The 22,537-nt window shown below is 61.7% G+C and carries 21 protein-coding genes; 9 read left to right on the top strand and 12 right to left on the bottom strand.

The features are described 5' to 3' along the window. Positions 1 to 31: 31 nt before the first annotated feature. The 6 genes from A0W34_RS26200 to A0W34_RS26175 all read right to left on the bottom strand — a co-directional run bounded on the left by A0W34_RS26200 (position 32) and on the right by A0W34_RS26175 (position 6,784). Positions 32 to 814 (bottom strand): 1,6-dihydroxycyclohexa-2,4-diene-1-carboxylate dehydrogenase, encoded by a 783-nt coding sequence (locus tag A0W34_RS26200; RefSeq protein WP_007729779.1) that lies wholly within the window; start codon positions 812 to 814, stop codon positions 32 to 34. Then, positions 811 to 2,364, bottom strand: coding sequence for a benzoate 1,2-dioxygenase electron transfer component BenC (benC, locus tag A0W34_RS26195; RefSeq protein WP_063315590.1), 1,554 nt, complete (start codon positions 2,362 to 2,364; stop codon positions 811 to 813). The genes A0W34_RS26200 and benC overlap by 4 nt, the downstream gene beginning before the upstream one ends. Positions 2,365 to 2,395: 31 nt before the next feature. Further along, a complete protein-coding gene (gene benB, locus A0W34_RS26190) occupies positions 2,396 to 2,905 on the bottom strand; it encodes a benzoate 1,2-dioxygenase small subunit (RefSeq protein WP_003939939.1) in 510 nt (169 codons plus the stop codon). 11 nt (positions 2,906 to 2,916) lie between these two features. Continuing rightward, the gene (gene benA / locus A0W34_RS26185; RefSeq protein WP_042447174.1) at positions 2,917 to 4,314 is read right to left on the bottom strand and encodes a benzoate 1,2-dioxygenase large subunit; all 1,398 of its coding nucleotides are present in this window, start codon (positions 4,312 to 4,314) and stop codon (positions 2,917 to 2,919) included. Between the two features lie 260 nt (positions 4,315 to 4,574). Then, positions 4,575 to 6,203: a 4-hydroxyphenylacetate 3-hydroxylase family protein gene (locus A0W34_RS26180; RefSeq protein WP_003939685.1), complete on the bottom strand. Its 1,629-nt coding sequence runs from the start codon at positions 6,201 to 6,203 to the stop codon at positions 4,575 to 4,577. Positions 6,204 to 6,214: 11 nt separating this feature from the next. Further along, a complete protein-coding gene (locus tag A0W34_RS26175; protein ID WP_007729773.1) occupies positions 6,215 to 6,784 on the bottom strand; it encodes a flavin reductase family protein in 570 nt (189 codons plus the stop codon). Positions 6,785 to 7,057: 273 nt separating this feature from the next. Here A0W34_RS26175 and A0W34_RS26170 point away from each other — a divergent pair, with 273 nt between their 5' ends. Beyond that, positions 7,058 to 7,996 carry an AraC family transcriptional regulator gene (locus tag A0W34_RS26170; protein ID WP_042447172.1) on the top strand — a complete coding sequence of 313 codons (939 nt, stop codon included), beginning with the start codon at positions 7,058 to 7,060 and terminating at the stop codon, positions 7,994 to 7,996. On the opposite strand, the gene A0W34_RS26165 is transcribed toward A0W34_RS26170, so the two are convergent. Beyond that, positions 7,993 to 8,763 (bottom strand): IclR family transcriptional regulator, encoded by a 771-nt coding sequence (locus A0W34_RS26165; protein WP_003939932.1) that lies wholly within the window; start codon positions 8,761 to 8,763, stop codon positions 7,993 to 7,995. The genes A0W34_RS26170 and A0W34_RS26165 overlap by 4 nt on opposite strands. 199 nt (positions 8,764 to 8,962) lie before the next feature. On the opposite strand from A0W34_RS26165, the gene catA reads away from it, so the two are divergent. The 6 genes from catA to A0W34_RS26135 all read left to right on the top strand — a co-directional run bounded on the left by catA (position 8,963) and on the right by A0W34_RS26135 (position 14,203). Beyond that, positions 8,963 to 9,802 carry a catechol 1,2-dioxygenase gene (catA, locus tag A0W34_RS26160; RefSeq protein WP_003940427.1) on the top strand — a complete coding sequence of 280 codons (840 nt, stop codon included), beginning with the start codon at positions 8,963 to 8,965 and terminating at the stop codon, positions 9,800 to 9,802. Positions 9,803 to 9,831: 29 nt separating this feature from the next. After that, on the top strand, positions 9,832 to 10,953 hold the full coding sequence (locus A0W34_RS26155; protein WP_081558522.1) for a muconate/chloromuconate family cycloisomerase: 1,122 nt from the start codon (positions 9,832 to 9,834) through the stop codon (positions 10,951 to 10,953). A 13-nt stretch (positions 10,954 to 10,966) separates the two neighbouring features. Next, positions 10,967 to 11,248, top strand: coding sequence for a muconolactone Delta-isomerase (catC, locus tag A0W34_RS26150; protein WP_003940264.1), 282 nt, complete (start codon positions 10,967 to 10,969; stop codon positions 11,246 to 11,248). 6 nt (positions 11,249 to 11,254) lie between these two features. Then, complete coding sequence (locus tag A0W34_RS26145; RefSeq protein ID WP_003940292.1) at positions 11,255 to 12,202, top strand: helix-turn-helix domain-containing protein; 948 nt, start codon at positions 11,255 to 11,257, stop codon at positions 12,200 to 12,202. 154 nt (positions 12,203 to 12,356) lie between these two features. Then, entirely contained in the window at positions 12,357 to 13,820 is a 1,464-nt protein-coding gene (locus tag A0W34_RS26140; RefSeq protein ID WP_065351504.1) for a benzaldehyde dehydrogenase, read from the top strand. Between the two features lie 17 nt (positions 13,821 to 13,837). Beyond that, positions 13,838 to 14,203 carry a hypothetical protein gene (locus tag A0W34_RS26135; protein WP_003939951.1) on the top strand — a complete coding sequence of 122 codons (366 nt, stop codon included), beginning with the start codon at positions 13,838 to 13,840 and terminating at the stop codon, positions 14,201 to 14,203. 21 nt (positions 14,204 to 14,224) lie between these two features. On the opposite strand, the gene A0W34_RS26130 is transcribed toward A0W34_RS26135, so the two are convergent. Together A0W34_RS26130 and A0W34_RS26125 are read right to left on the bottom strand one after the other, a co-directional pair. Further along, complete coding sequence (locus tag A0W34_RS26130) at positions 14,225 to 14,854, bottom strand: response regulator (protein WP_058038293.1); 630 nt, start codon at positions 14,852 to 14,854, stop codon at positions 14,225 to 14,227. Beyond that, positions 14,851 to 16,020, bottom strand: coding sequence for a sensor histidine kinase (locus tag A0W34_RS26125; RefSeq protein ID WP_081558521.1), 1,170 nt, complete (start codon positions 16,018 to 16,020; stop codon positions 14,851 to 14,853). The genes A0W34_RS26130 and A0W34_RS26125 overlap by 4 nt, the downstream gene beginning before the upstream one ends. A 184-nt stretch (positions 16,021 to 16,204) precedes the next feature. Here A0W34_RS26125 and A0W34_RS26120 point away from each other — a divergent pair, with 184 nt between their 5' ends. Both A0W34_RS26120 and A0W34_RS26115 read left to right on the top strand, forming a co-directional pair. Further along, the gene (locus A0W34_RS26120) at positions 16,205 to 16,795 is read left to right on the top strand and encodes a GlcG/HbpS family heme-binding protein (protein ID WP_003940245.1); all 591 of its coding nucleotides are present in this window, start codon (positions 16,205 to 16,207) and stop codon (positions 16,793 to 16,795) included. A gap of 246 nt (positions 16,796 to 17,041) precedes the next feature. Continuing rightward, entirely contained in the window at positions 17,042 to 17,992 is a 951-nt protein-coding gene (locus A0W34_RS26115; protein ID WP_003940156.1) for an alpha/beta hydrolase, read from the top strand. A 58-nt stretch (positions 17,993 to 18,050) separates the two neighbouring features. On the opposite strand, the gene A0W34_RS26110 is transcribed toward A0W34_RS26115, so the two are convergent. The 3 genes from A0W34_RS26110 to A0W34_RS26100 all read right to left on the bottom strand — a co-directional run bounded on the left by A0W34_RS26110 (position 18,051) and on the right by A0W34_RS26100 (position 22,460). Next, positions 18,051 to 19,166, bottom strand: a complete 1,116-nt coding sequence (locus A0W34_RS26110; RefSeq protein WP_054188464.1) for an NDMA-dependent alcohol dehydrogenase — start codon at positions 19,164 to 19,166, stop codon at positions 18,051 to 18,053. A 79-nt stretch (positions 19,167 to 19,245) separates the two neighbouring features. Further along, positions 19,246 to 20,973: a PucR family transcriptional regulator gene (locus A0W34_RS26105; RefSeq protein WP_228232274.1), complete on the bottom strand. Its 1,728-nt coding sequence runs from the start codon at positions 20,971 to 20,973 to the stop codon at positions 19,246 to 19,248. Between the two features lie 77 nt (positions 20,974 to 21,050). Continuing rightward, entirely contained in the window at positions 21,051 to 22,460 is a 1,410-nt protein-coding gene (locus tag A0W34_RS26100) for an ABC1 kinase family protein (RefSeq protein WP_019745620.1), read from the bottom strand. Positions 22,461 to 22,537 lie beyond the last annotated feature (77 nt).

Genomic DNA, 22,537 nt, shown 5'->3' with positions numbered 1-22,537 from the left:
TCGAGAGATCAGGAATCGGGGGAGGCTGGATTCAGCCGAGGTCGCCACCGGCGACGGGCAGAACCGTTCCGGTGACATACGAAGCCTCTTCGGAGGCAAGGAAAGTGATAGCAGCAGCCTGTTCGTCCAGGGTGCCGTAACGCTTGAGTAGCGACGAGTCGACGGTCTGGTCGACGATCTGCTGGTACCAGGCCTTCTCCTCGTCGGTCTCGGCACCCGGCCCGCGTGCCACGACGCGTGGTGGCGCCTCGGTTCCGCCGGGAGCGGTTGCCACGACGCGTATTCCGTACTGTGCGACTTCCATCGCCAGTGCAGCGGTGATCGCGCTGACCCCGCCCTTGGCCGCCGCGTAAGGAACACGGTTGACACCGCGGGTGGCGACCGAGGAGACGTTGACGATGGTGCCGCTCGCCTGCTCGATCAGATGGGGCAGTACGGCGCGACACGTCCAGAGCGTGGGGAACAGTGATCGTGTGACCTCGGCTTGTATCTGCTGCGGCGTGTAGTGCTCGTAGGGTTTGGCCCAGATGGTCCCACCGACGTTGTTGATCAGGACGTCGATGCGTCCGAAGCGCTCCAATGCGGAATCTATTGCATTCTGGGCACCTTCGAACGTCTCGAGGTCCGCGGTCACCGAATGGGAACGCTCCAGCGGTGTCGCGATGTCGTGAACCAGTTCAGCTCGATCCACAAGCGCGACGGAACCACCTTCTGCGGAGACTCTTTCGGCAACGCTGCGCCCGATCCCCTGAGCCGCTCCGGTGACGACCACGACCCGGTCGTCGAACCGGCCGGCGAAGAATCTCGTGCTCACGACGCCACACTTTCCCGAGCGTCGGTGATTGCGCGGTGCATCGTCGACTTGGCGTGTTCGCTGTGCTGGACGATCAGATCACGGGCCGCGGCGCGATCATTCTGCTCGAATGCACTCACGATACGTGAGTGATCCTCCGCGACATGTTCGTCCACCCAATCGGCGGTGCGGAGCACTCGGTTCATCAGTTGTGTGACCTCGAGACGGTGGTATGCCTGCAGCAGCACTTCGTTTCCGGTGCAGCGGAAGAGGAAGTCGTGGAACAGGGCATTGGTTTCGGTGAATGCCGCTGCGTCCGTGAAGTGATCGCGGTCGATGGAAGCAGCCGAGTTCTCCGCCAGAATGCGGTACTCCGTCAACTGTGCCGGAGTGAGGCGGCCGATCGTGAGTTCCATTGCTCCGAGTTCGAGGGCCATCCGAGCGTCGAACTGTGCGTCCGACTCCGTGACCGGCAGATGTTCTTCACCGATCTCGTACGTGCCGGCAGCTGATTCTTCGGCCGAGGCTGCCGGTGAATCAGCCGGTGCTGCCGCATTGTTGAACTTTTCGAAGTAGAAGTTCGTGGGTGTGATCGATACGTCCTTGAAGTGCAGACGTACGGCTTCGACCATCGGCGGCGGGCCGCACAGGTAGACGTCTACGTTGCCGTCGTCGAGGTGATCGGGCTCGATCAAGCCCGTGACATAGCCCTTGTTCGGTGCTGTGCTGTCGGGATCGGATACGCAGTAGTCGAAGGTGAACTGGGGTAGAGACTTCGCGTAGTCGTGCAGTTTGTCGAGTTCGACGAGATCGGTGTTGGAGCTGACGCCGTAGACCAGATGGACGGGCCGAGTGGAGCTTTCGGTACGCATCTTCTCCAGTATGGAGAGCAGCGGGGCCAAGCCGGTTCCACCGGCAAGCAGTAGGGCTCTCCGTTGACCTGACCGGAGGAAGAAGCTACCCATCGGTCCGGTCAATTCGAGAGTGTCGCCTACCTGCGCACGCTGACTGAGATACTCGGACATCAGACCACCCGGGGTGATCTTGACCAGGAACGACGCCGACGCGACCTCAGGGCCGGAGCTGAACGAGTACGACCGCGTCGCTTCGGTTCCGGGAACGAGGATGTTCACGTACTGACCGGGGAGGAAGACCAGATCTGCGCGGTTGTCGACTGCGACGGTGAAACCCACCGTGGAATCCGAATGGCGAATGATCTCGGTGATGGTGGACGTGTACGAACCGGCAGTGGTCTTGGCGACCGCCGACGTGGTGGGAATCTGCAGCACGAGATCAGATTCCGGCACCATCTGGCACGGAAGGCAGTATCCCTGCTCGGCCTCGTCGTCCGTCAGGGCCTCCTCGATGTAGTCGCCGGCGTCGAAAGTACCTGACTCACAGAGTGATTTGCAGGTGCCACATGCTCCGTCGCGGCAGTCGAGCGGAATGTTGATTCGTGCGCGGTACGATGCGTCCGCGACGGTCTCGTCGGTGTTGCATTCGACGAAGCGGGTGATGCCGTCTTCGAAACTCAGGGCTACTTGAAAGGTCGGCGCAGCTTGAATGCTCATGGGAAACAGCTCGATTCGAAGGGAAGTCGTGTCAGAAGTGGTAGATGTCGACCACGTGATGGATGTAGTCGTTCTTGAGGACTACCTTCTTCTTCATGATCAACGGCTGCTCGCCCGAGAAGTCGATCGTGTAGTGCGAGGTGCCGAAGTAGGTGTCGACTGTGTTGTAGCGGAAGTACAGCGTGAACCAATTGAAGCGGACGTCGACGACGAAGCCGCGTTCTTCGATCACTTCCACGTTGGTGATGTTGTGACCGGTGCGGGGCTCGGGAAGGCTTGTCGCGCTGGAACGGTCAGTCCTGATTCGGAACACGCGGTCCTCGATACCGCCGCGATTCGGGTAGTAGATCAGGGAGATCTCTGCGGCCGGGTCCGTGGTCAGCTCGCCGTCGTCCGCCCATGCGGGCATCCAGTACTCGGAATCGGGGTGGTAGCACTCGATCCACTTCTCGAACTCGCGATCGTCCAGATAGCGAGCCTCACGGTAGAGAAACTGCTGCACTGTTTCGAGGGCGACGGCATTGGTGGTGGTGACAGTCATGGTGATCGTCCTCAGATGGTCCGGTTGGAAGCGGCTTGCTCGGCATCTACGGCCGCAAGCATGGCGTCGCGCCAGTACCCGTGCTGAATGGGATACAAGCCTTCGTCCTCGGTCTTGGCTCCGCTCGAGAGCACGCGATTCATGCCGAGATCCTTCGCGACGTCGTTCGGACCGGGAATCTGGTGTGTGACGCCACGGCTGAGGTCGTTCCACGGGGCGCCGGCTGCCTGGTAGGTCTTCTGGCAGGAACGGAACTCTTCGAGATCGTCCGGGGTGGCCATACCGCTGGCATTGAAGAAGTCCTCGTACTGACGGATGCGGTTGCTGCGCGCTTCGGCGCTCTCTCCCTTGGGCGCGATGCAGTAGATGGTGACTTCGGTCTGGTCCACGGAGATCGGACGGAAGTGCCGGATCTGGCTGCTGAATTGATCCATGAGGTAGACGTTCGGATACAGGCAGAGGTTTCTCGACGCACCGACCATGAATTCGGCCTTCTTGGAACCGAACTGAGCCTCCAGTTCTGCTTTGCGTTCGAACAGGGGTCGGTCCTCGGGATTGCCCCACCACATCCAGAGCAGGAGGTGGCCGTAGTCGTAGGAGAAGTATCCACCGCCCTGCTTCCCCCAGGTGCCGGCGTCCATGGCTTTGGTCTCGTTGGACGATTCACCGGCGGTGCGGCGAGCGGTGGTAGCGGCGTAGTTCCAGTGCGTCGAAGACACGTGGTAGCCGTCGGCACCGTTCTCGGTCTGCAACTTCCAGTTGCCGTCGTAGGTGTAGGTGGATGCACCGCGCAGAACTTCGAGTCCGTCAGGTGACTGATCGACGATCATGTCGATGACCTTCGTGGTGTCACCGAGGTGCTCTTCGAGTGGCAGCACGTCGGGGTTGAGGCTGCCGAAGAGGAAGCCGCGATAGTTCTCGAACCGCGCCACCCGGGTCAGGTCGTGTGAGCCGTCTTTGTTGAACTGCTCCGGATAGCCACCGGTGCGAGCGTCCTTGGCCTTGAGGAGTTTTCCGCTGTTGTTGAAGGTCCAGCCGTGGAACGGGCAGGTGAAGGTGGTTCGGTTGTCGGTCTTACGGCGACAGAGCATCGCACCGCGGTGGCTGCATGCGTTGATCAGCGCACCCAATTCGCCGTCCTTGTTGCGGGTGATCACGATGGGCTGACGGCCCATGTAGGTGGTGAAGTAGTCGCCGACGTTCGGGATCTGGCTCTCGTGCGCGAGGTAGATCCAATTGCCTTCGAAGATGTGCGTCATCTCGAGTTCGAACAGTTGCTCGTCCGTGAAGACGCTGCGCCGCACCTGGTAGCGGCCGGTCTCCGGGTCCTCGACGAGCGCGTCGTCGAGGGCGGCGCGGATGTTCGCGAACTGGTCGGTGCCGCGGGCAGCATCCAACATATCCGTCATGGGTGTCCTCCAGATAAGAGTGGGCGCCTACCGAGAAAGCCGAGGGCTGTCGGACCAAATCGGTGGGACCCGCTTTCCGGACGGGGCTGCGTCCGGTACTGAATTCACCTTGACATCGTGTGTCTCGGGTCACACTAGGCAATTGCCTAGTCCTGACCAAGGGTGCAGTGTTCGTCGAATTCTGCTGATGGGCCATGCCTGCTGAAGACGACGAGCAGGGCGGACTCGACATCGCGAGTCCGCCCTACCTGCCGAGGGGATTACCGGTTCTTGAAGAACGAGACGTCGTCGTTGCCGATGAGGTCAGGGACCGTCCAGCCGTCGAGGTCGTATTCACTCAAGCACTGCTCGGCCAGTCCCTTCATGGAACTTGCGTGTCCACGATTCTGGGCTGCGAACAGCAGTTCGGCTTTGACGTTCTCGTGATTGCCGGAGTAGTTGCGCTCGTAGAGTTCGTGTCGGCCGCCGAACTCGGTCCCGATCGAATCCCACAGCGCCTTCATGACTTTCACGCGGTCGACGGCGGTGATGCCGTCGGAACCGCGAACGTACTTGTCGAGGTACGGACGCACGTCCGGGCTCTTGAAGTCGAGTGAACTCGAAGGCAGGTAGATCAAGCCCGACGCGACGTCCTGTTCGATGATCTCCTTGATCCGCGGGTACCCCTGGATCATGAACATTCGATAGGTGAGGCCGTACTCGAGCTTCGGGATCACCGAATCGCCGACCCACTGTTCGGGATCGCGTGCCATCGATTCGGTCAACGACCAGAAGAGGTTTCGCCACCCGATCACCTCACCGACACGGGTCTGGACTCCGCGGAAGCCGCCGGCGCCGGTGGCTTCGAGTGCCTTCATCAACAGTCCGGCGATGAAGTCGAGCTTGACGGCCAGGCGAGTGCAGCCCTGAAAGGTGAAGCGCGGCAGGAAGCCTGATTGAGGGAAGAATGCGTTGATCCGGTCGACGTCGCCGTACATGAAGACGTTTTCCCACGGAACCAACACCTTGTCGAAGACGAAGATGGTGTCGTTCTCGTCCATGCGACTCGACAGCGGATAATCGAACGGACTGCCCATCACCGCAGCATGTTCGGTGTACGAGGTGCGGCAGATCAGCTTCACACCCGGCGCGTCCATCGGTACCGTGCAGATCAGGGCGAACTGCTTCTTCTTGATCGGCAGACCGTAGTGAGCGATGAAGTTGTAGTTCGTGATCGCCGATCCGGTGGCGACCACTTTGGCGCCGCTGACGATCAAACCTGCGTCGGTTTCCTTCTCCACCTTCATGAAGACGTCACCGACCTCGTCCGGTGGAAGTTGGCGATCCACCGGGGGATTGATGATCGCGTGGTTCCAGTACAGAACTTTCTCCTGCGATTCGCGGTACCAGCGTTCGGCGTTGTCCTGGAACGGTGCGTACAACTCCTTGTTGGCGTGGAGGGTGCCCAGGAAACTCGCCTTGTAGTCGGGGGAACGGCCCATCCAGCCGTAGGTCATACGAGCCCACGTCGCTATGGCATCGCGTTCCTTGAGCAGATCGGCCGACGACGTCGGAGTGCGGAAGAACGGCATGGTGACACCGCCGTTGCCCGTGTCCGTCGGAACGGTCAAGGCGTCCACGTGCTCGCCCGTATGCAGAGCGTCGTACAGCCTCGCGGTCATGCGGATCGGATTCCGGAACGCGGGGTGCGTCGTGACGTCCTTGACGCGATCACCGTGAAGCCAGATCTCGCGGCCGTCCTGCAGGCTCGAGATGTACTCGTCACCGGTCATCGGTCGGGTGGCGAAGTTCTTCGTACGGTTGGCTTCGCAGTCGGCGGCCGGATTGACCTGTGGCGCTCCGGAATCTGCGGGATCGACGCCGGTGGGAGGAATTTCGGTGGTCGTCATGGCAAAGCCTTTCAGATCGTTTGGGGTGCGGGCTGAAGATGAATCGGGGTGAACGAAGTGGTGGCGTCGAACCAGCCGCTGTGGGGGTCGTCCTGACTTCCGTTCCAGACTGTGGTCGACGAGGTAGCGCCTAGATCGTGAAAAGTGCTTCGGTAGAACAGAAGCGGATCCTTGCCACTCGACTGAGCGTCGACGATCTCGCCGATGAAGATGATGTGGTCACCGCCGTCGTACTCCCTCCACGGGACGCACGAGATGGTTGCTGCGGCGCCGTCGAGCAGGGGAGCGGTCGGTCCGTCGATCCACCTCGGTTCGGTGCGCTGCGGTCGGCCGGCAAAATGCATGGCCGTGTCCACTTGGTCGGAGGCAAGGATGTTGACCGCAAACGGCGCGTTGCCGAGGTAGCCGCACGCCTTGGACTTGCGAGTCATCGTGATCTGGCACAGCCGTGGTTCCAGGGAAATGGCCGTGAATGCGGTGACCGTGGCTCCGTGTGGTTGACCGTCGGCATTGGTACAGGTGATGACGGTGACGCCGCTCGCGAATTGACCGAAGATTCCTCGAAGCTGATTTTGTTCCATGACCGGACCTCCTTGTCGGATGGCGGTTGAGTGAGAGTGCCGCGAAGTGCGGGAGGGAAGTAGTGGGCGACTCGCGCCGGGAGTGAAGACGAACGTACGGCGGGCGCAGGCTTCGGTCGATCCGTACAGCGCGGTGGCTATCCGGATTGCGCACCCGATCGCGGCCCGTACCCGTTTTCTCTTGGAAGTGACCGGGGACACAGTGTTCAATGATGTTCAGCGCCCTTGCTCGGCAATGTGGCTGGTCACGGGTTTGGAAGGTGAAGAAGGACGATGGTCGACTCCATGATCGGTACTGCTCCCCGCGACTGGGACGAGGCGTGTCATGCGGTTTCGGACGCCTATTTTCCGCACACGCTGACGCCGTTGTCTCGGCATGCGGCCAGTGGAGTCGGGGTGTGCACCACCGAGTTGGGACCGCTGAGGATCGCTCATATTCGGTGGGGAGCTGACGTCGCCGTCGAATCCGATCATCCCGGTGCCTATGGGGTGAACATCCCGCTCTCGGGCGAGCTCGAGTCGGTGTTCGCGGGCTCGCACGTGCTCTCGACGCAGGGTGTTGCGACGGTATGTCCACCCGACATCACGACGAGAATTACGCGGTGGAGTGCGGACTGCGAGATCGTCGGAGTCCGGATGGACCGTCAGTACCTCGACCGTGAGATGGAAAAGGTTCTCGGTCGACCCGGAATGCACTTGCCTGATCAGGTGGATCTTCGGGGCGACGACGGAGCCAGATGGCTGAAATTTGTTCGCTCACTGTCGGATCAGATACTCGGCCCGGTCGGCGTGCTGCACAACGAACTGGTGGCAGGTCAGCTCTCCGGCGCCGTGGTCACGGCATTCGTCCTTGCCGCAATGCCCGAAAGCGAGGACGCGGTGCGACACGCCAGGCCGCGCATCGTCAAGCGGGTGCTCGACGAGATGCACGACGACCCGGCCCGCGTGTGGACCGCAGCCGAGATGGCGGAGGTGGCGGGCGTCAGCGTACGGAGATTGCAGGAGGGATTTCGGCAGTACGTGGGCCGGAGTCCGTCGGAATGCCTGCTCGACATCCGTCTCGCGCGGGTCCATGCAGATCTGGTGGATGCCGACGACTCGACGACGGTCACCGATGTCGCTGTGAGATGGGGTTTCACGCACACCGGACGGTTCGCGTCGTCCTTTCGGCGTAAGTACGGATTGCTGCCTTCCGAGGTGTTGAGGCGCTAGCTTCGGTACCCCATGTCCGCGCTGAGTTGGTTCGCCTTCTCGACGAGGAAAGGCGCGACGTCGGCGCGGAAAGCTTCCGGGGATGTTCGTCCGGCCGAGGTCGAACACGCTGTCACTCCGACGACGCTTCCACCGGCGTCGCGGACGGGAGCAGCGAGGGAAATCAGGCCGTCTTCCAGTTCCTCCGATGTGAGCGCGTATCCCTGCTCGCGCACCACCCGGAGGGCGGTATGGAATGCGCCTTCGTCGGTGATCGTGGTGGGCGTGAGGGCGTCGAACGTGGAGTTCGCGATGACGTTGTCGACGATTTCGGTTGGCGCCCAAGCTAGCAGGGCTCGACCCATGGAGGTCGCATATGCAGGCACTCTGGTGCCGACGCTGACGTTGATGCTCATGATCCGCCGGACGGGTACACGCGCGGCGTAGACCACGTCGACACCGTCGAGCACCCCGAGCGACGCCGACTCGTGGGTGTGTTCTGCGATCTCCAACAGACGAGGGAGCGCCGCCTCCGTCAAGGCATGTGATGCCGAGAAGTGCTGCCCGATGCTCAGAACGCGTGGGGTGAGCGACCACCGACTGTTGTTGCCGGTGACGTATCCGAGCTTCTGCAGCGTGAGGAGGATGCGCCGGACCGCTGGGCGGGAGAGACCCGTTTCGGCGGCAAGATCGGCGAGCGACGGGTTGGGGTTCTTCTCGTCGAAGGCCGTCAGCACAGCAAATCCACGCTCGATGCTCTGGATGTAATCGCGATCGTTCTCGCTCACGGAATGGCCTTTCATCTGCGGGTATGCCCGATCGGCGCCTTCGAAGGTTGACAAACCTTGTGACTGGGCGCACAGTACAAGCGTACGCACAGCGTAACAGATGTACGCACAGCGTACAACCCAAACTTGGGGAGCCGACGCAGCCCAGCAGTACGGCACCCACCCGGTAACAGCCACATACGGCCCCGAGGAGGACCACATGACCACTTCCGAGAGCCCCACCGCAGTAGGTTCGGGTACTGCCGCCACCGACAAGTTCCTCCAGGAACGAGTCAGCGCGGACACCCCGCCCGAACGCGTCTCGGCCATCGCCAAGGACGTGCTCGAGGCACTCGCAGGCGTCATCGACAAGCACGGCATCACCTACCCCGAGTACCGCGTCCTCAAGCAGTGGCTCATCGACATCGGCCAGTTCGGCGAGTGGCCCCTGTGGCTGGACGTCTTCCTCGAGCACAACGTCGAGGAGGTTGCGTACCGCGGCCAGCACGGCACCAAGGGAAGCATCGAGGGCCCGTACTACGTTGCCGATGCCAAGACGTTGCCTGCCAAGTGTGAACTTCCGATGCGTGACAACGAGGTTGGATCGAAGCTGGTCTTCGAGGGCCAGGTTCGCGATCTCGACGGCAAGGGGTTGGGCGGTGCAACCGTCGAACTCTGGCACGCGGACGACGAAGGCTACTACTCCCATTTCGCGCCGCACATCCCCGACGGCAATCTCCGCGGAACGATCGTCGCCGACGACGAGGGACGCTTCGAGATCACCACGATTCAGCCTGCGCCGTACCAGATCCCGACCGACGGCCCCACCGGCTGGTTCATCGAGAAGGCCGGCTGGCACCCGTGGCGTCCGGCTCACCTGCACCTCATGGTGAAGGCTCCCGGTAAGCGCACCATCACCACCCAGCTCTATTTCAAGGATGGAGAGTGGATCGAGAACGACGTGGCAACGGCGACGAAGCCCGAACTGATTCTCGATCCGAAGCCAGGTGCCGACGGAACCAACCGGGTCACATACGACTTCGTGCTCGATCCGGCCTGATCCACAACTGCTCTGAAGAAAGTGATTTGATGACAGACCTGTCGATCGTCTCCATCGAGACGACCATCCTCGACGTTCCGCTGGTTCGCCCCCACAAGTTCGCCACCACGTCGATGACGGCGCAGCCGTTGTTGCTGGTCGCGATTCGCACCTCCGACGGGGTGATCGGATACGGCGAAGGAGTCGTTCCGGGCGGGCCGTGGTGGGGTGGCGAATCGGTGGAGACGATGCAGGTCATCATCGAGAAGTACATCGCTCCCGTGGTGGTCGGCAGGCGCGTGGATCACATCACCGCGATCATGGCCGACATCGAAAAAGTTGTTGCCAATGCACGATTCGCGAAGGCCGCCGTCGACGTGGCGTTGCACGACGCCTGGGCGCGTAGCCTGGGAGTCCCCGTGCACACGCTCCTCGGCGGGGCTTTCCGCGAGAGTGTCGACGTCACGTGGGCACTGGGTGCTGCGCCGGCGGACGAGATCATCGAAGAAGCTCACGAAAAGCTCGAATCCCGGCTCAATTTCAGCTTCAAACTGAAAATGGGAGCACTCGATCCGGCGGTCGACGTCGCGCGCATCGTCAGCATCGCGCAGGCGCTGGAAGGCCACGCCGGAGTCCGTGTCGACGTCAACGCACGGTGGGATCGCTTCACTGCCCTGCGGTACTTGCCGCAACTCGCCGAGGGTGGAGTCGAACTGATCGAACAACCCACTCCGGCAGACCAAATCGAGGTCCTCGCCGAACTCAGTAGGCTTCTACCGATTCCGATCATGGCCGACGAGAGTGTGCAGACCCCACACGACGCTCTGGAAATCGCCCGCCGGAGCGCCGCCGATGTCATCGCCCTCAAGACCACCAAATGTGGTGGCCTCCAGCACAGCCGCGACATCGTCGCGATTGCCAAGGCCGCCGGTATCGCGTGCCACGGTGCGACGTCCATCGAAGGCCCGATCGGCACGGCCGCTTCGTTGCACTTCGCGTGCGCCGAGCCCGGAATCAACTTCGGAACAGAGCTTTTCGGCCCACTGCTCTTCAGTGAAGAGTTGCTTCAGGAACCCCTGAAGTATTCCGAGGGTCAGTTGCACCTCCCCGCCGGACCTGGCCTGGGAGTCGAACTGAACATGGACGCCGTCAAGACCTGGACCAGGAACTAGAGGATAGAAGAACATGGCACTCTTTCACGTTCGGATGGACGTCGATATTCCGCGCGACCTGGATCCGGAGGTACGCGCCGATACCGTCGCAACGGAGAAGGCGTACTCGCAAGACCTTCAGCGACAGGGAAAGTGGGTGCATCTGTGGCGAATTGTGGGACAGTTCAGCAACATCAGCATCTTCGATGTCGAGTCGGCTGACGAACTCCATGAGATTCTCTGGAACCTGCCCCTGTTCCCGTACATGACCATCGAGGTCATGCCGTTGACGCAGCACGGATCTTCGATCAAGTAGCCCGCCGTGTCTGCCGTGTCTGCCACGCCTCCGAGCCTGCCGGAATCTGTGCAGCAGTGGCACTGCGAGATGTCGGAGACCTTCGGTGGCCTGTGCCCCGAGAGTTCCGTCGATGCCGCGCCTGTCGGTACGGTCAGCGGTGTAAGTCTCGGGGACGTAGGCGCTTTCGACATCTCCGGTTCACCGCAGATACTGCGGCGGAGCGCACGCGCAGCAAAGCGACACGGTAGTGATCTGCTCAAGATCTGCACGGTCCGAACCGGGAGCGCGATACTGCGCCAATCGGACCGCGAGTTGACGGCCCCGCCCGGCGCGATGATTCTCTACGACGTCGAGCATTCGTACGCGCTGCGTTTCGACGGTCACTGGTCGTGCACCGTCATGACCCTACCGCGCAGTGCGGTGAGTCTGACCGAGCGAGAACTGAATTGCGCGCTCGAGCGCACCCACGACGGTCGGCGTGGGTCCGGTGCATTGCTGGAAAATTTCATCTCGGGCGCTGTTGCATCCCAGGTCGACGGCAGCGCAGCCGGGCTTCTCGGAGATGCTGGAGTCAATCTCGCTTCGGCAGTTCTGATGCAAGGATCTGCGCCCGCGACACCCGGACGTTCGACGCGAGAGGAGATCTTGCGATATGCGCTTCGGAATCTCGACTCACCAGACCTCTCGGTCGCGTCGATCGCCGGTGCGTTGCACCTGTCGCCGCGAACCGTTCAGCGTCACTTCGGTGACGGGGATCTGACCCTCAGTGCGCTGATTCGCCGCGAACGGTTGATCCGCGTACGCCGCGATCTCACCGACGTCTCACTGCGGGGTCATTCGATCTCCATCCTGGCCGCACGATGGTGTTTCCATGACGCACCAGCGTTTTCGCGTGCGTTCAAAGCGGAATTCGGTGCGGCGCCGTCGGAAGTACGTAACTCGCCTGATCCGAACGCCCGCGAACGTCACTGATCTGTCGCATCCGAACAACAAACGTGTCCGATCACGACAACTGGGAGCCCGAATACCGGGGCAGAGTGTGTTTCAGATCGCTTTTTCAGGCTCGCGAAGAGCTCAGGTCCACGAACAGCGAGGACCGCAGCGAAAGCTACGAATCGAGGAACGCATGACGAATCTGCTCGCTCATCAGCAATGGCACGGAAAGATTTTCGACGGCCAATGGATCGACGGAGGCGGTGACACCGTCGAGTCGCTCGAACCGGCTACCGGCGAGGTGCTCGGTGTGATCGGCACGGCGACTGCTGCGGATATCGATCGAGCGGCACACATCGCGTCGGCCGCGCAGCCGGCGTGGGCGGCGACGATCGGGCAGGCTCGCGCTTCGGTGATCCGTAAGGCAGCGCAGATTTTGGAAGCCGAGCGAGCCGAGGTGGAGCGCTGGTTGATCCGTGAAGGTGGTTCCGTACCAGGGAAAGCCGCATTCGAAGTTGATCTTGTCATCTCCGAACTGTGGGAAGCCTCGGCACTGCCGACACAGCCGTTCGGGCACCTTCTGCCCGCCAGCCAAGAGGGGCGCACGAGCATCGGTCGCCGGGTGCCCCTGGGTGTGGTCGGCGTGATCAGCCCGTGGAATTTCCCGCTTCTCCTCGCCATGCGCGCTGTCGCCCCCGCCTTGGCGCTCGGAAATGGCGTCGTTCTCAAGCCGGATGTTCAAACCGCGATCAGCGGGGGTGCGGTCATCGCGGAATTGTTCACGTCCGCAGGTCTTCCCGAAGGCCTCCTGCATGTGCTCGCCGGTGACGCGGAACCTGGTCAGGCATTGTGCGAGAGCCCGAGCATCGCGATGGTGTCCTTCACGGGTTCGACCGCCGTCGGCCGTCAGGTCGGGGCAACTGCCGGTCGCACGCTCAAGCGTGTCTCGCTCGAACTGGGTGGGAACAATGCGCTGATCGTCCTCGACGACGCAGACCTGGATGCCGCGAGCTCGGCGGGCGCGTGGGGTTCGTTCCTGCATCAGGGGCAGGTCTGCATGACCGCAGGCCGCCACATCGTGTTGGAATCGGTCGCCGATCAGTACCTGGACCTGCTGGCCAAGCGCGCAGCGGTCCTGCCGGTCGGGGATCCCAATACAGGCGACGTCGCTCTCGGACCGCTCATCAACGCGCGGCAGATTGCGAACGTCGATCGAATCGTCCAGGGCACCAAGGCGGCCGGCGCCGAAATCCGCGCCGGTGGAACATACGAAGGGCTCTTCTATCAGCCGACCGTCCTGGCCGGAGTCACCTCGGACATGCCCGCGTTCCGTGAAGAAATCTTCGGGCCCGTGGCGCCCGTCGTGATCGTCAAGGACGAAGACGAGGCAGTCAGGTCGGCCAATGACAGCGAATACGGTCTGGTTGCTGCCATTCAAACAGGATCGGTCGAACGCGGCGAGCGGATCGCGGACCGACTGCGTACCGGCATCGTGCACATCAACGATCAGACTTTGAACAACGATGCCTATGCACCATTCGGTGGCACGGGTGCCTCCGGAAACGGCGCGAGATTCGGAACTCAAAGCAGTTGGGACGAATTCACCACCTGGCAGTGGCGAACCAGCCGGCCAGCGGCGCAGACCTTCCCCTTCTGAAGTCGAAAGGTACTCCTATGCACACCATCTCGGCTCACGATCTTCCCATCGTGTTGCAGGACGGCGAATTCGAATTGCGGATGCGAGAAGAAGGCGACATGATCGTCAACTTCGTTAAAATTCCTGCTGGTGCAGACTTCGCCGAACCGTTCGCACAATTGGAAGGCGGGCGCTGTCAATGTCCGCACTACGGATACGTCTTGAAAGGAAGGATCTACACAGATTCCGAAGCAGGTCGGCAAACCTACGATGCCGGCGACGTGTTCTACTGGGCACCCGGTCACGTTCCCGGAGCGATCGACGACTCGGAGTATGTCGACTTTGCTCCCAAGGCCGAATTCCTCGAACTGATCGACGGAGTGCGTAAGGCGATGGGCGGCTGAGCTGTTCGGCCGCCACCGAGGTCAGCGTATTCCGTCGCGACGGAGTGCGACGGACACTGCGGCAGAGCGGGTATCGACACCGAGTTTGGCGTAGATGTGCCCGAGGTGTGTTTTCACCGTCGCTTCGCTGATGAAGAGTGCTTTACCCAGCTCGCGGTTGGTCATCCCCTCGGCGAGCAGGCTGAGCAGTTCGGACTCACGGGCGGTGAGCGCTTCCTGCGGGCGCTGCATCTGCTGGACGAGTCGAGAGGCCACGGCGGGGGAGAGGACGCTGCGCCCGGCGACCGCGCCGCGCACCGCGCCGAAGATCTCGTCAGGAGTCGAGTCCTTGAGTAGGTAACCGATGGCACCGGCGTCCACGGCCCGCACGACGTCGGCGTCGGTGTCATACGTCGTGAAAACCAGTACGGGAACATCGACACCGTCGCTTCGCAGGCGTTTGATCGCTTCTGCACCGTGCATGCCGGTGCCCATGTCCAGATCCATCATCACCAGATCCGGTGAGGCCGACGGTATCGCCGTGGCCGCCTCCTCGCCGGACGATGCTTCGCCTACTACTTCGACGTCCGGCTGAGTGTTCAGCAGCGCTCTCAGCCCGGCTCGCACGACCAGATGATCGTCGACGAGGAACACGCGAATGGTGGTGGTCACCGGATCCTCCGTTCGAGAGGGAACTGGGCCGCGACGACGGTGCCGTCTCCCGGTGCACTTTCCACGGTGAACGATCCGCCGAGCTGTGCGACGCGGCTTCGCATCGCACGCAGGCCGTATCCACCGTACCGAGAATGGTCGGCGAGCTTTCCCGGATCGAAGCCGACGCCGTCGTCGAAGATGTCTACGGAGACGGAGTGGTCGAGATACGTGATCGTCACGCCCGCCGTTTCGGCGCGAGCGTGGCGGGCGATGTTGGAGGACGCGCTCGAGACCACTCGCACGACGGCATGAGCTACGTCCGAGGGCAAGATGACGGCTTCACCGACGGTGCGGATCCGAACGGCCGCGACGAACTGGCGGGCGGCGGCCACGACCAAGGCGTCGAAGTCGCCCGTACCGCCCTTGGTCGGCGCCAGATCGTGGACGAGGTCGCGACTCTGCATCAAGCTCGTTCGGATGTTCTCTGCTGCGGCATCGACATCGGCTCGAGACGGCGAACCCGTTGTATTCCACGTTTGTTCGGCTGCCTCGAGCCGTAGAAGGGCGCTCGCCAGTCCCTGGGTAACGGTGTCGTGGATTTCGCGCGCGAGGCGCTCTCGCTCAGCGGCAACGCCGGCAGCGCGTTCGGTATCTGCCAATGCAGATTGCGCTTCTGCTACCTGACGCAGAAGCCGAAGGCGTTCTCGGGCATCTCGTTCCATCTGCCCGTACGCGGCCGCGACCAGTGCCGCGGTGCACAGCGGCCCGAGAAGTGTCACCAATTCGGCACGACCGGTGACCCGGTAGAACGCGATACCGGCGAGGACGCCCAGGATCCCGACGAGGGAGTAGGCGATCTTGCTCGGATACAGACGAATGCAGAGGAAGAGAACGGGAAACGCACACCACGCGAAACTCGGGGCAAGCCAGACCAGCGCTGCCCATGCGCTCAGTACCGGCCACATCCACAGCCGTTGGCGAACCACATCTCGCGAGGACACCGTGGCCATGACGGCGTAGAGCAGGGCGAGGACCACGGCCAGGACGAGTACAACCCCGAACCGACCGCTGGTCCCGTGGACTGTGACGTACCGAACTCCCGATGTAGACAGCAGTACGAAGAACGACGCGTGGATCGCATACGCCAACGGGCCGCGTAGGCCGCGTTCGGCGTCGGCGTTCATGGCTCCGTTACTCATCCCTCGAATGTTACGGAGGGCACCAGGCCGTCGTATCAACCATTCGGATGATATCCGGGTAGCCGTAGGGGGCACGGTTCGTCACCCGAGCGCCCGATGTGCGCACCCGCCCCCGGACGCGACGCTGTAGTGGACGGTTTCGAACCATTCGATTGAAAGTGTGCCCGACATGAACCACCGCATTTACACACGACTTCCCCGTACGCTCGCTGTCGCCGTTCCGGTTGTCGCAATCCTTGCCAGCGCCGCATGCTCGACCACCGACACACCGGTGGCGAATGCATCGAGCACGACGTCGATTACTGCCACGCAGCAGCCTGCCGCGACCGGTGATTCGGCGATTGTCACTCAGAATCGACTCAGTGCCGACGCAGCAGTGAAGGCTGCTGGTGCGGCCCTGGCGAAATGCCGCGCCGACGGTCTCGGCTTCGTCACCGTCTCCGTCGTAGACCGCGCGGGAAATGTCATCGCCATGGTGCGCGGCGACAACGCAGCCCAGCACACGGTGGAAGCCTCACGCGAGAAGGCATACACCTCTGCAGCTTTCGGAGCCGACACCAGTGACCTCTCGCAGCGTACCAAAGGCGAAGGATCAACCATCGCCGACCTTCCCGGCACTCTCTTCCTTGCAGGTGGAGTCACATTGAAGGCTGGAGCCGGGTCGATCGCCGGTATCGGTGTCGGTGGCGCTCCAGACGGAATGCAGGACCAAGCGTGTGCTGCCGCAGGTCGTGATGCGATCGCTTCGTCACTCGGCTGAGTGAGCGCATTCAGCGTGCTTCGTGAATTGTGCTTTTCGCCACCTGGATTCGCTCGGCACGACAGTTGTCCGATTGTTGCGATGACCTCGACTTTGTAACACCGGAGCCCCCGGAAAGGGACAAACACGTCGACAGTGGAACCGACGATGCACTTACCGAAGCGAGTTTCTTGATGCGCAGTTTCGGGGAAAGACACAACCTTGCAGAGAATCAGATTCACGTTGCCCGAACGCAATACACGGCGGGTGCGGGTGCTCGTAGCGGCGTTGTTGTCGATATTCCTGCTCGGCGGTATGTTCGGTCCGACCGCCGCGAGTGCTACTCCGGCGCGCTCGGCGCCATGGGGTGGGTACGACGAGTTGTGGGTCCCGTCTTCGATGGGAAACATCAAGGTTCAGGTGCAGTGGGCCGCGCGCGGTGGCAACGCCGCGTTGTACCTGCTCGACGGTCTTCGCGCGCAAAACGACAGAAATGCTTGGAGTTTCGAAACGAACGCACTCGATCAGTACCGCAATGACAACATCACGTTGGTGATGCCGGTCGGCGGTGAGTCGAGTTTCTACACGGATTGGTACGCGCCGTCCAATTTCAACGCTCAGCCGATAACGTACAGGTGGGAAACGTTCCTCACCCGCGAGCTTCCGGACTTCCTTGCAGGGTATGGCGTTTCACCAACCAACAATGCGATCATCGGGTTGTCGATGGGCGGCAGTGCCGCGTTGAACCTGGCGGGGCATCATCGGGATCAGTTCAAGTTCGCCGGCTCGCTGTCCGGCTACATCAATATCTCGGGTCCGGGTATGCGTGAAGCGATCCGCGTAGCCATGTTCGACGCCGGCCGGTACAACGTCGATTCGATGTGGGGCCCGCCGTGGTCATCCGGATGGCTTCGCAACGACCCGTTCGTCAACGCGGAATCGCTTCGCGGACTGTCGATGTACATTTCGTCGTCCAACGGCATCCCGGGACCGTACGATCATCCCTCTGCGCCGATCGATTACTTCCACACGGCGACGGGTATGGGGCTCGAGGCGCTCTCGTGGGTGCACGCGCGTGCATTCGAAATTCGCCTGAAATCCTTGGGAATCCCAGCGACGTACAGCTTTCCGCCCGCCGGAATTCACTCGTGGCCGTATTGGTCTGCTGAATTGTGGATGGCCAGAGGACAAATCCTCGACACCATGAACGCCTGGTGAAGCTGTAGTGAGGATCTCTCCGGACTTGCTCTCGATCGAAAGTCCGGAGAGAACTCGCTCAGAAGGCGATGATTCCACGGAGGTTGCGACCGGCATGCATGTCGGCGAAACCGTCGTTGATCTGGTCGAGGGTGTACCGGTTGGTGATCAGTCCTTCGAGTTCGAGCTTGCCGCTGGTGTAGAGATCGATCATCCAGGGAATGTCGGCGGTGGGATTGGATGCACCGAACAGGGATCCCTGAATTCTCTTCTGGTACAGCGTGAGTTCCATCAGGCTCACGGGAATTCCGACGTCCGTCATCTTCCCGAGGCCGGTGACCACGCAGGTTCCTGCCTTGCGGATCGACGAGAATGCCTGCGCGACATGTTCTCCGGTGGTCACGCCGACGGTGACGATGGCCGAATCCGCGCCCTGGCCGTTGGTGAACGAGCGCGCTATGTCGGTGGCTTCCTCCATGGTGGCCACGGCGTGGGTGGCGCCCAACTTCAATGCACTGTCGCGCTTGAACGCAACCGGATCCACCGCGATCACGTGGGCGGCGCCGGCATGCGAGGCGCCCTGCACCGCGTTGATTCCGATTCCGCCGACGCCCATGACGATGACAGTCTGCCCGGGATACACCTGAGCGGAGTTGACCGCGGCGCCCCAACCGGTTCCGACGCCGCAGCCGAGCAGACACAAAGCGTCGAGTGGCAGGTGCTTGTCGACTTTCACAGCCGAGAGAGTGCTGACCGTGGTGTATTCACTGAAGGTGGACAGGCCGCAGGTTTGTGCGACGGGCTGACCGTCGAGAGACATTCTGTAACTCGAGGTTTCGCCGGGTCTGCTGCCAGTCATGATGGCGGCGCCGTTGTCGCAGAGGTTCTGGATTCCGCTTGCACACCAACGGCAACGGCCGCAGGCGGCGAGGAACGAGAACACGACATGATCGCCCTCGGACCATCCTTCCGTGTTCGGCCCGACCTCGACGACGATTCCGGCGCCTTCGTGTCCGCCGCAGATGGGGTAGCGGCCGACTCCGTGGTCGCCGCTGGCGATGTGATCGTCCGAGTGGCACAGGCCTGAGGCGACCATTTTGACAGTGAGTTCGCCGCTGCGGGGTGAATCGAGTTCGAGATCGACCACCTCGTATGTGCCTGGTGCTTGGCGAATGACGGCTCCACGAGTGCGCAAGGTATCTCCTGAGGTAAGAGTTGTTCTTCGGCTTCCTCAGTTGTCTACTCGAGAGTTCAGGACGGGCTCGAGGCCTATCTCACTGATCGGACGTTTCGTATCTTTCAGACTCGTCCGGGGTGCGTCCCAAGATGGCGAGTTGCAGTTCGGTGAGCAGTCGCGTATCCGGCTCGTCCAACGAAATGCCCATGATCTGTTCAGCGCGCCGAATGCGGTAGCGCAGCGTGTTCGGATGTACTTTCAGAGACGAGGCGGCCTTCTTCACATCCCCGAAAGCTGTCAGGTAGGCCGTGAGCGTGAACTGCATGTCAGAGGTGTTCTTGTCGTCGTAGGAGACGAGTCTGTCGATACGAGGGTCCCGCAATCGCTCGTGATCAGCAACGAGGTCGAGTATCTCGCCCAGCAACACCGCGGTGCGTGACGCCGCGAGTGTGGTGACCTTCGAGGTTTCGTGATCATCGGTGGTATCGAGCACGCGGTCCACTTCTCGACGCGCCTCGGGTACGCCGTGCAATCGCGCGATCGGGACCGCGACGGCGGCGCGCACGCTGATGCCCGCACGGGCCTCGACTACTCCCACGGTGTCGTAAGCCCAGTCGCTGATCGCGACCTCGTGTTCGGCCTGAGGAAACAGCACGTAGATCCGGTTGTCGATGATCGTTGTGACCGCGTCGCTGCGGAATGCGCTGGCGCGCAGGCGCAAGGCGTTGGTGATTCGATCGAGATTCGATCCGGGCGCGAGTGATGTCGCAAATCCGATGACCGCAGACGGTCCGTCGGTGTTGATGCCGAAGGAGCCGGCCAGCGAGTGCATGTCGACTCCGCCGGAGCGAACGCCGAACAGCCTTTGCAATTGGGCATTCTCGCGGCTGGAGGCGTCCAAGGTTCGCATGAGAATGCGTGCGGCGACTGCCGCTGCACCCCGCAATACCGCTTGGGCGTCGTCGGAAAGAGGTTCAGAGGCGCGCTGCACCCAGATGCTGCCGAGATTGTGTTGGTGTGCAACAGAACCCGTCGGCGCTGACAGGTCCGGGCGGGTGATGCTCACAGCCAACCTGTGCGCGGCTCCGATGCTCGGCTCGGAGGGCAGACTGATGACCTCGTCCGATCGCCTGAGATGCTCGAACACGCCTCTGCGCTCTATCCATTCGGTGTATTCGATCGGCCACTCCCGGCCCAGTATGGAGAGCTGACGGAGTTCGTCTTCACCTTCGTGAGCAGCTGAATATGCGATGACATGGAGTGCCGTGTCGTCGATCGTCACGAGTCCGCCGGTCAATTCGGCGATCGTCTCCGAGAGCGCGAACAGATCCGAATCGCCACCGGCCACAGCTCCTGAGACGGCCCGCGAACGGTACATGCTCTGTGTCAGAAGTCGTTGTACGAGTGAATAGACGTGTCCGGAACTAGCCTGCGGATGTACCGCGGCCACTGCGATTCCGATGTTGCGTGCGGCGGTGAGAAGCGTCGTCGCCTCGCGCGCATTCTTGACGAGCAAGAGCTTCGGACGACGCCTCGCCGGCCTGCCTTCGAACTTTCGCAACCACTGCGTCAACGTCGATTCGGGAACCCCCACGGGGAGGTAAATGTCGGAGATCGCACCACGGCTGTCGGTGCCGTCGATATCGGAGGACTCGACGAGGGCGATCGAACGGATTTCGACATCGAGTCCGTCCGGGCTTTCCAGAAGCTCGATCACGGACTTGTCCGTGGAATGCATGAGGGCGCCGAGGGTGGTGCCGACACTCGGCCCGTTATTCCTCGGACCTGTCGACGCTTGCGGGAGGGCTACAGAAAGTGGCTGCACATTTGCTCCTCGGCCAGTGGGTCATTACAGGCTAACCCCGACAGACGAAATGCAGAATAAGGAAATAGGGGACAAATTTATTCGTCAGGCATGGTGATGCCGAGTTCCTGCACCTTTTCGGCGACTGCCTCTGGAAAAACGTTCTTGAACAGATAAAGGTCTTGTCCGATCACCCAACCAGGTGCCAAAGCCGTCGCATATCGTTCGAAGTATCCGAGCTGTTTACCGAAAAGAACCAATTCCTCGGGACTCGCAACGCCCCACTGCTTGCCCAACTGAATCAGTGCCATGATCAATTCACTGAGCTTGAGTTCACCCAGGTCACGGCCGAGAATCGGGGCCAGGGCCGTTGCGACCTGCATACCGAGCTGATCGTCGTCGACCTCGTAGTCGGTTGCATATCCCAAGGATCGAATTCCGCGGGCGACACGGGCGAAATCACCGTCGATGAGGGTCGCTCGGAACATGTCGGAAAGGATGGATCTCCAGGTCTCGGGAAGGACGCCGACGATGCCGAAGTCGAGCATCGCTATCCGGCCGTCGTCGAGGACCCACAGATTCCCGGCATGTACGTCTCCGTGAAACGGACCGTGAACGATGACTGATTCGAGCCAGACCTTCACTCCGCGTCGGATCAGCATGCGGGCTTCGTCGATACCGTCCGGACCGGCGACGAACCGATCGAGCGGAACGCCTCGCATGCGTTCCATGCAGATGACTCGGGGGCCGCAGTAGTCCCAGTACACCTCTGGTGTCGTGACTCCTTTGTTGTCGCCGAACGCACTGATGTTGTTCCGGAAAGTGGTTTGCCGGTCGGCCTCGACCGCGCTGTTCAATTCCGTCATCGTGGCGTTGTGCAGATCGCGAATGATGGCGGTGGCATTGGCAATTCGAAGGAACTCGACAAATTTCTCGAGGATGTTCGCGCCCCAGTACGCCGCCCGCAGGTCGATCAGCATCCGCGCATAGATGTCCGGACGCTGGATCTTGATGACGGCCTCGCGGCCATCGTGCAGAACGCACGCGTGTACCTGCGCTACCGACGCGGCCGCGAGAGGTACGTCGTCGAATTTCGCGAACAGGTCGTCTACGGAGTATCCGAGGTCTTCGTGCACGACGCTTCTGGCCTGCTCGGCAGGAAATGACGGAACGTCGTCGAGGCAACGTAGGCATGCATTGGCGACGGGGGCGGGGAACAGGCCTGACGACGACGCGACCAGTTGCCCGAGCTTGACGAAGGTGGGACCCAGCGCGATGAAGCCGTCGACCATCCCGTCGGAGGCGGCGTCAGCCCACGTGCGTCCACGCTTGCGGAAAGGCCACACGATCAGTGCCAGCATGATCGACGTCGACAACACGACGGCGATGATCGCGGAACGCCACAACTGGGCGAGGCCGAAGCGTTCGAGGTCCGGCATGTGGACTTCGAGGGCAGTGGCGGGCACTCCTGACGAGTACGGCCCGACAGGTCGCGTTGGATCCAGCACAGCTCTCCCTCGTTCAACGAGCGCATCCAGCATTTTGCCGTGAGATCACTTACGCGACCCCTTCCGTTAGTCAGTAT

The sequence above is a fragment of the Rhodococcus sp. BH4 genome, assembly GCF_002079265.1.
Classification (GTDB): Bacteria; Actinomycetota; Actinomycetes; order Mycobacteriales; family Mycobacteriaceae; genus Rhodococcus_F; species Rhodococcus_F qingshengii.
This window is presented reverse-complemented; position numbering and strand designations above follow the sequence as displayed.

Excerpts from the sequence above, each read along its gene's own strand:
- benC (WP_063315590.1), bottom strand. The coding sequence starts at position 2,364 with ATGAGCATTCAAGCTGCGCCGACCTTTCAAGTAGCCCTGAGTTTCGAA.
- benB (WP_003939939.1), bottom strand. The coding sequence starts at position 2,905 with ATGACTGTCACCACCACCAATGCCGTCGCCCTCGAAACAGTGCAGCAG.
- benA (WP_042447174.1), bottom strand. The coding sequence starts at position 4,314 with ATGACGGATATGTTGGATGCTGCCCGCGGCACCGACCAGTTCGCGAAC.
- A0W34_RS26180 (WP_003939685.1), bottom strand. The coding sequence starts at position 6,203 with ATGACGACCACCGAAATTCCTCCCACCGGCGTCGATCCCGCAGATTCC.
- A0W34_RS26175 (WP_007729773.1), bottom strand. The coding sequence starts at position 6,784 with ATGGAACAAAATCAGCTTCGAGGAATCTTCGGTCAATTCGCGAGCGGC.
- A0W34_RS26170 (WP_042447172.1), top strand. The coding sequence starts at position 7,058 with ATGGTCGACTCCATGATCGGTACTGCTCCCCGCGACTGGGACGAGGCG.
- catA (WP_003940427.1), top strand. The coding sequence starts at position 8,963 with ATGACCACTTCCGAGAGCCCCACCGCAGTAGGTTCGGGTACTGCCGCC.
- A0W34_RS26155 (WP_081558522.1), top strand. The coding sequence starts at position 9,832 with ATGACAGACCTGTCGATCGTCTCCATCGAGACGACCATCCTCGACGTT.
- catC (WP_003940264.1), top strand. The coding sequence starts at position 10,967 with ATGGCACTCTTTCACGTTCGGATGGACGTCGATATTCCGCGCGACCTG.
- A0W34_RS26140 (WP_065351504.1), top strand. The coding sequence starts at position 12,357 with ATGACGAATCTGCTCGCTCATCAGCAATGGCACGGAAAGATTTTCGAC.
- A0W34_RS26135 (WP_003939951.1), top strand. The coding sequence starts at position 13,838 with ATGCACACCATCTCGGCTCACGATCTTCCCATCGTGTTGCAGGACGGC.
- A0W34_RS26125 (WP_081558521.1), bottom strand. The coding sequence starts at position 16,020 with ATGAACGCCGACGCCGAACGCGGCCTACGCGGCCCGTTGGCGTATGCG.
- A0W34_RS26120 (WP_003940245.1), top strand. The coding sequence starts at position 16,205 with ATGAACCACCGCATTTACACACGACTTCCCCGTACGCTCGCTGTCGCC.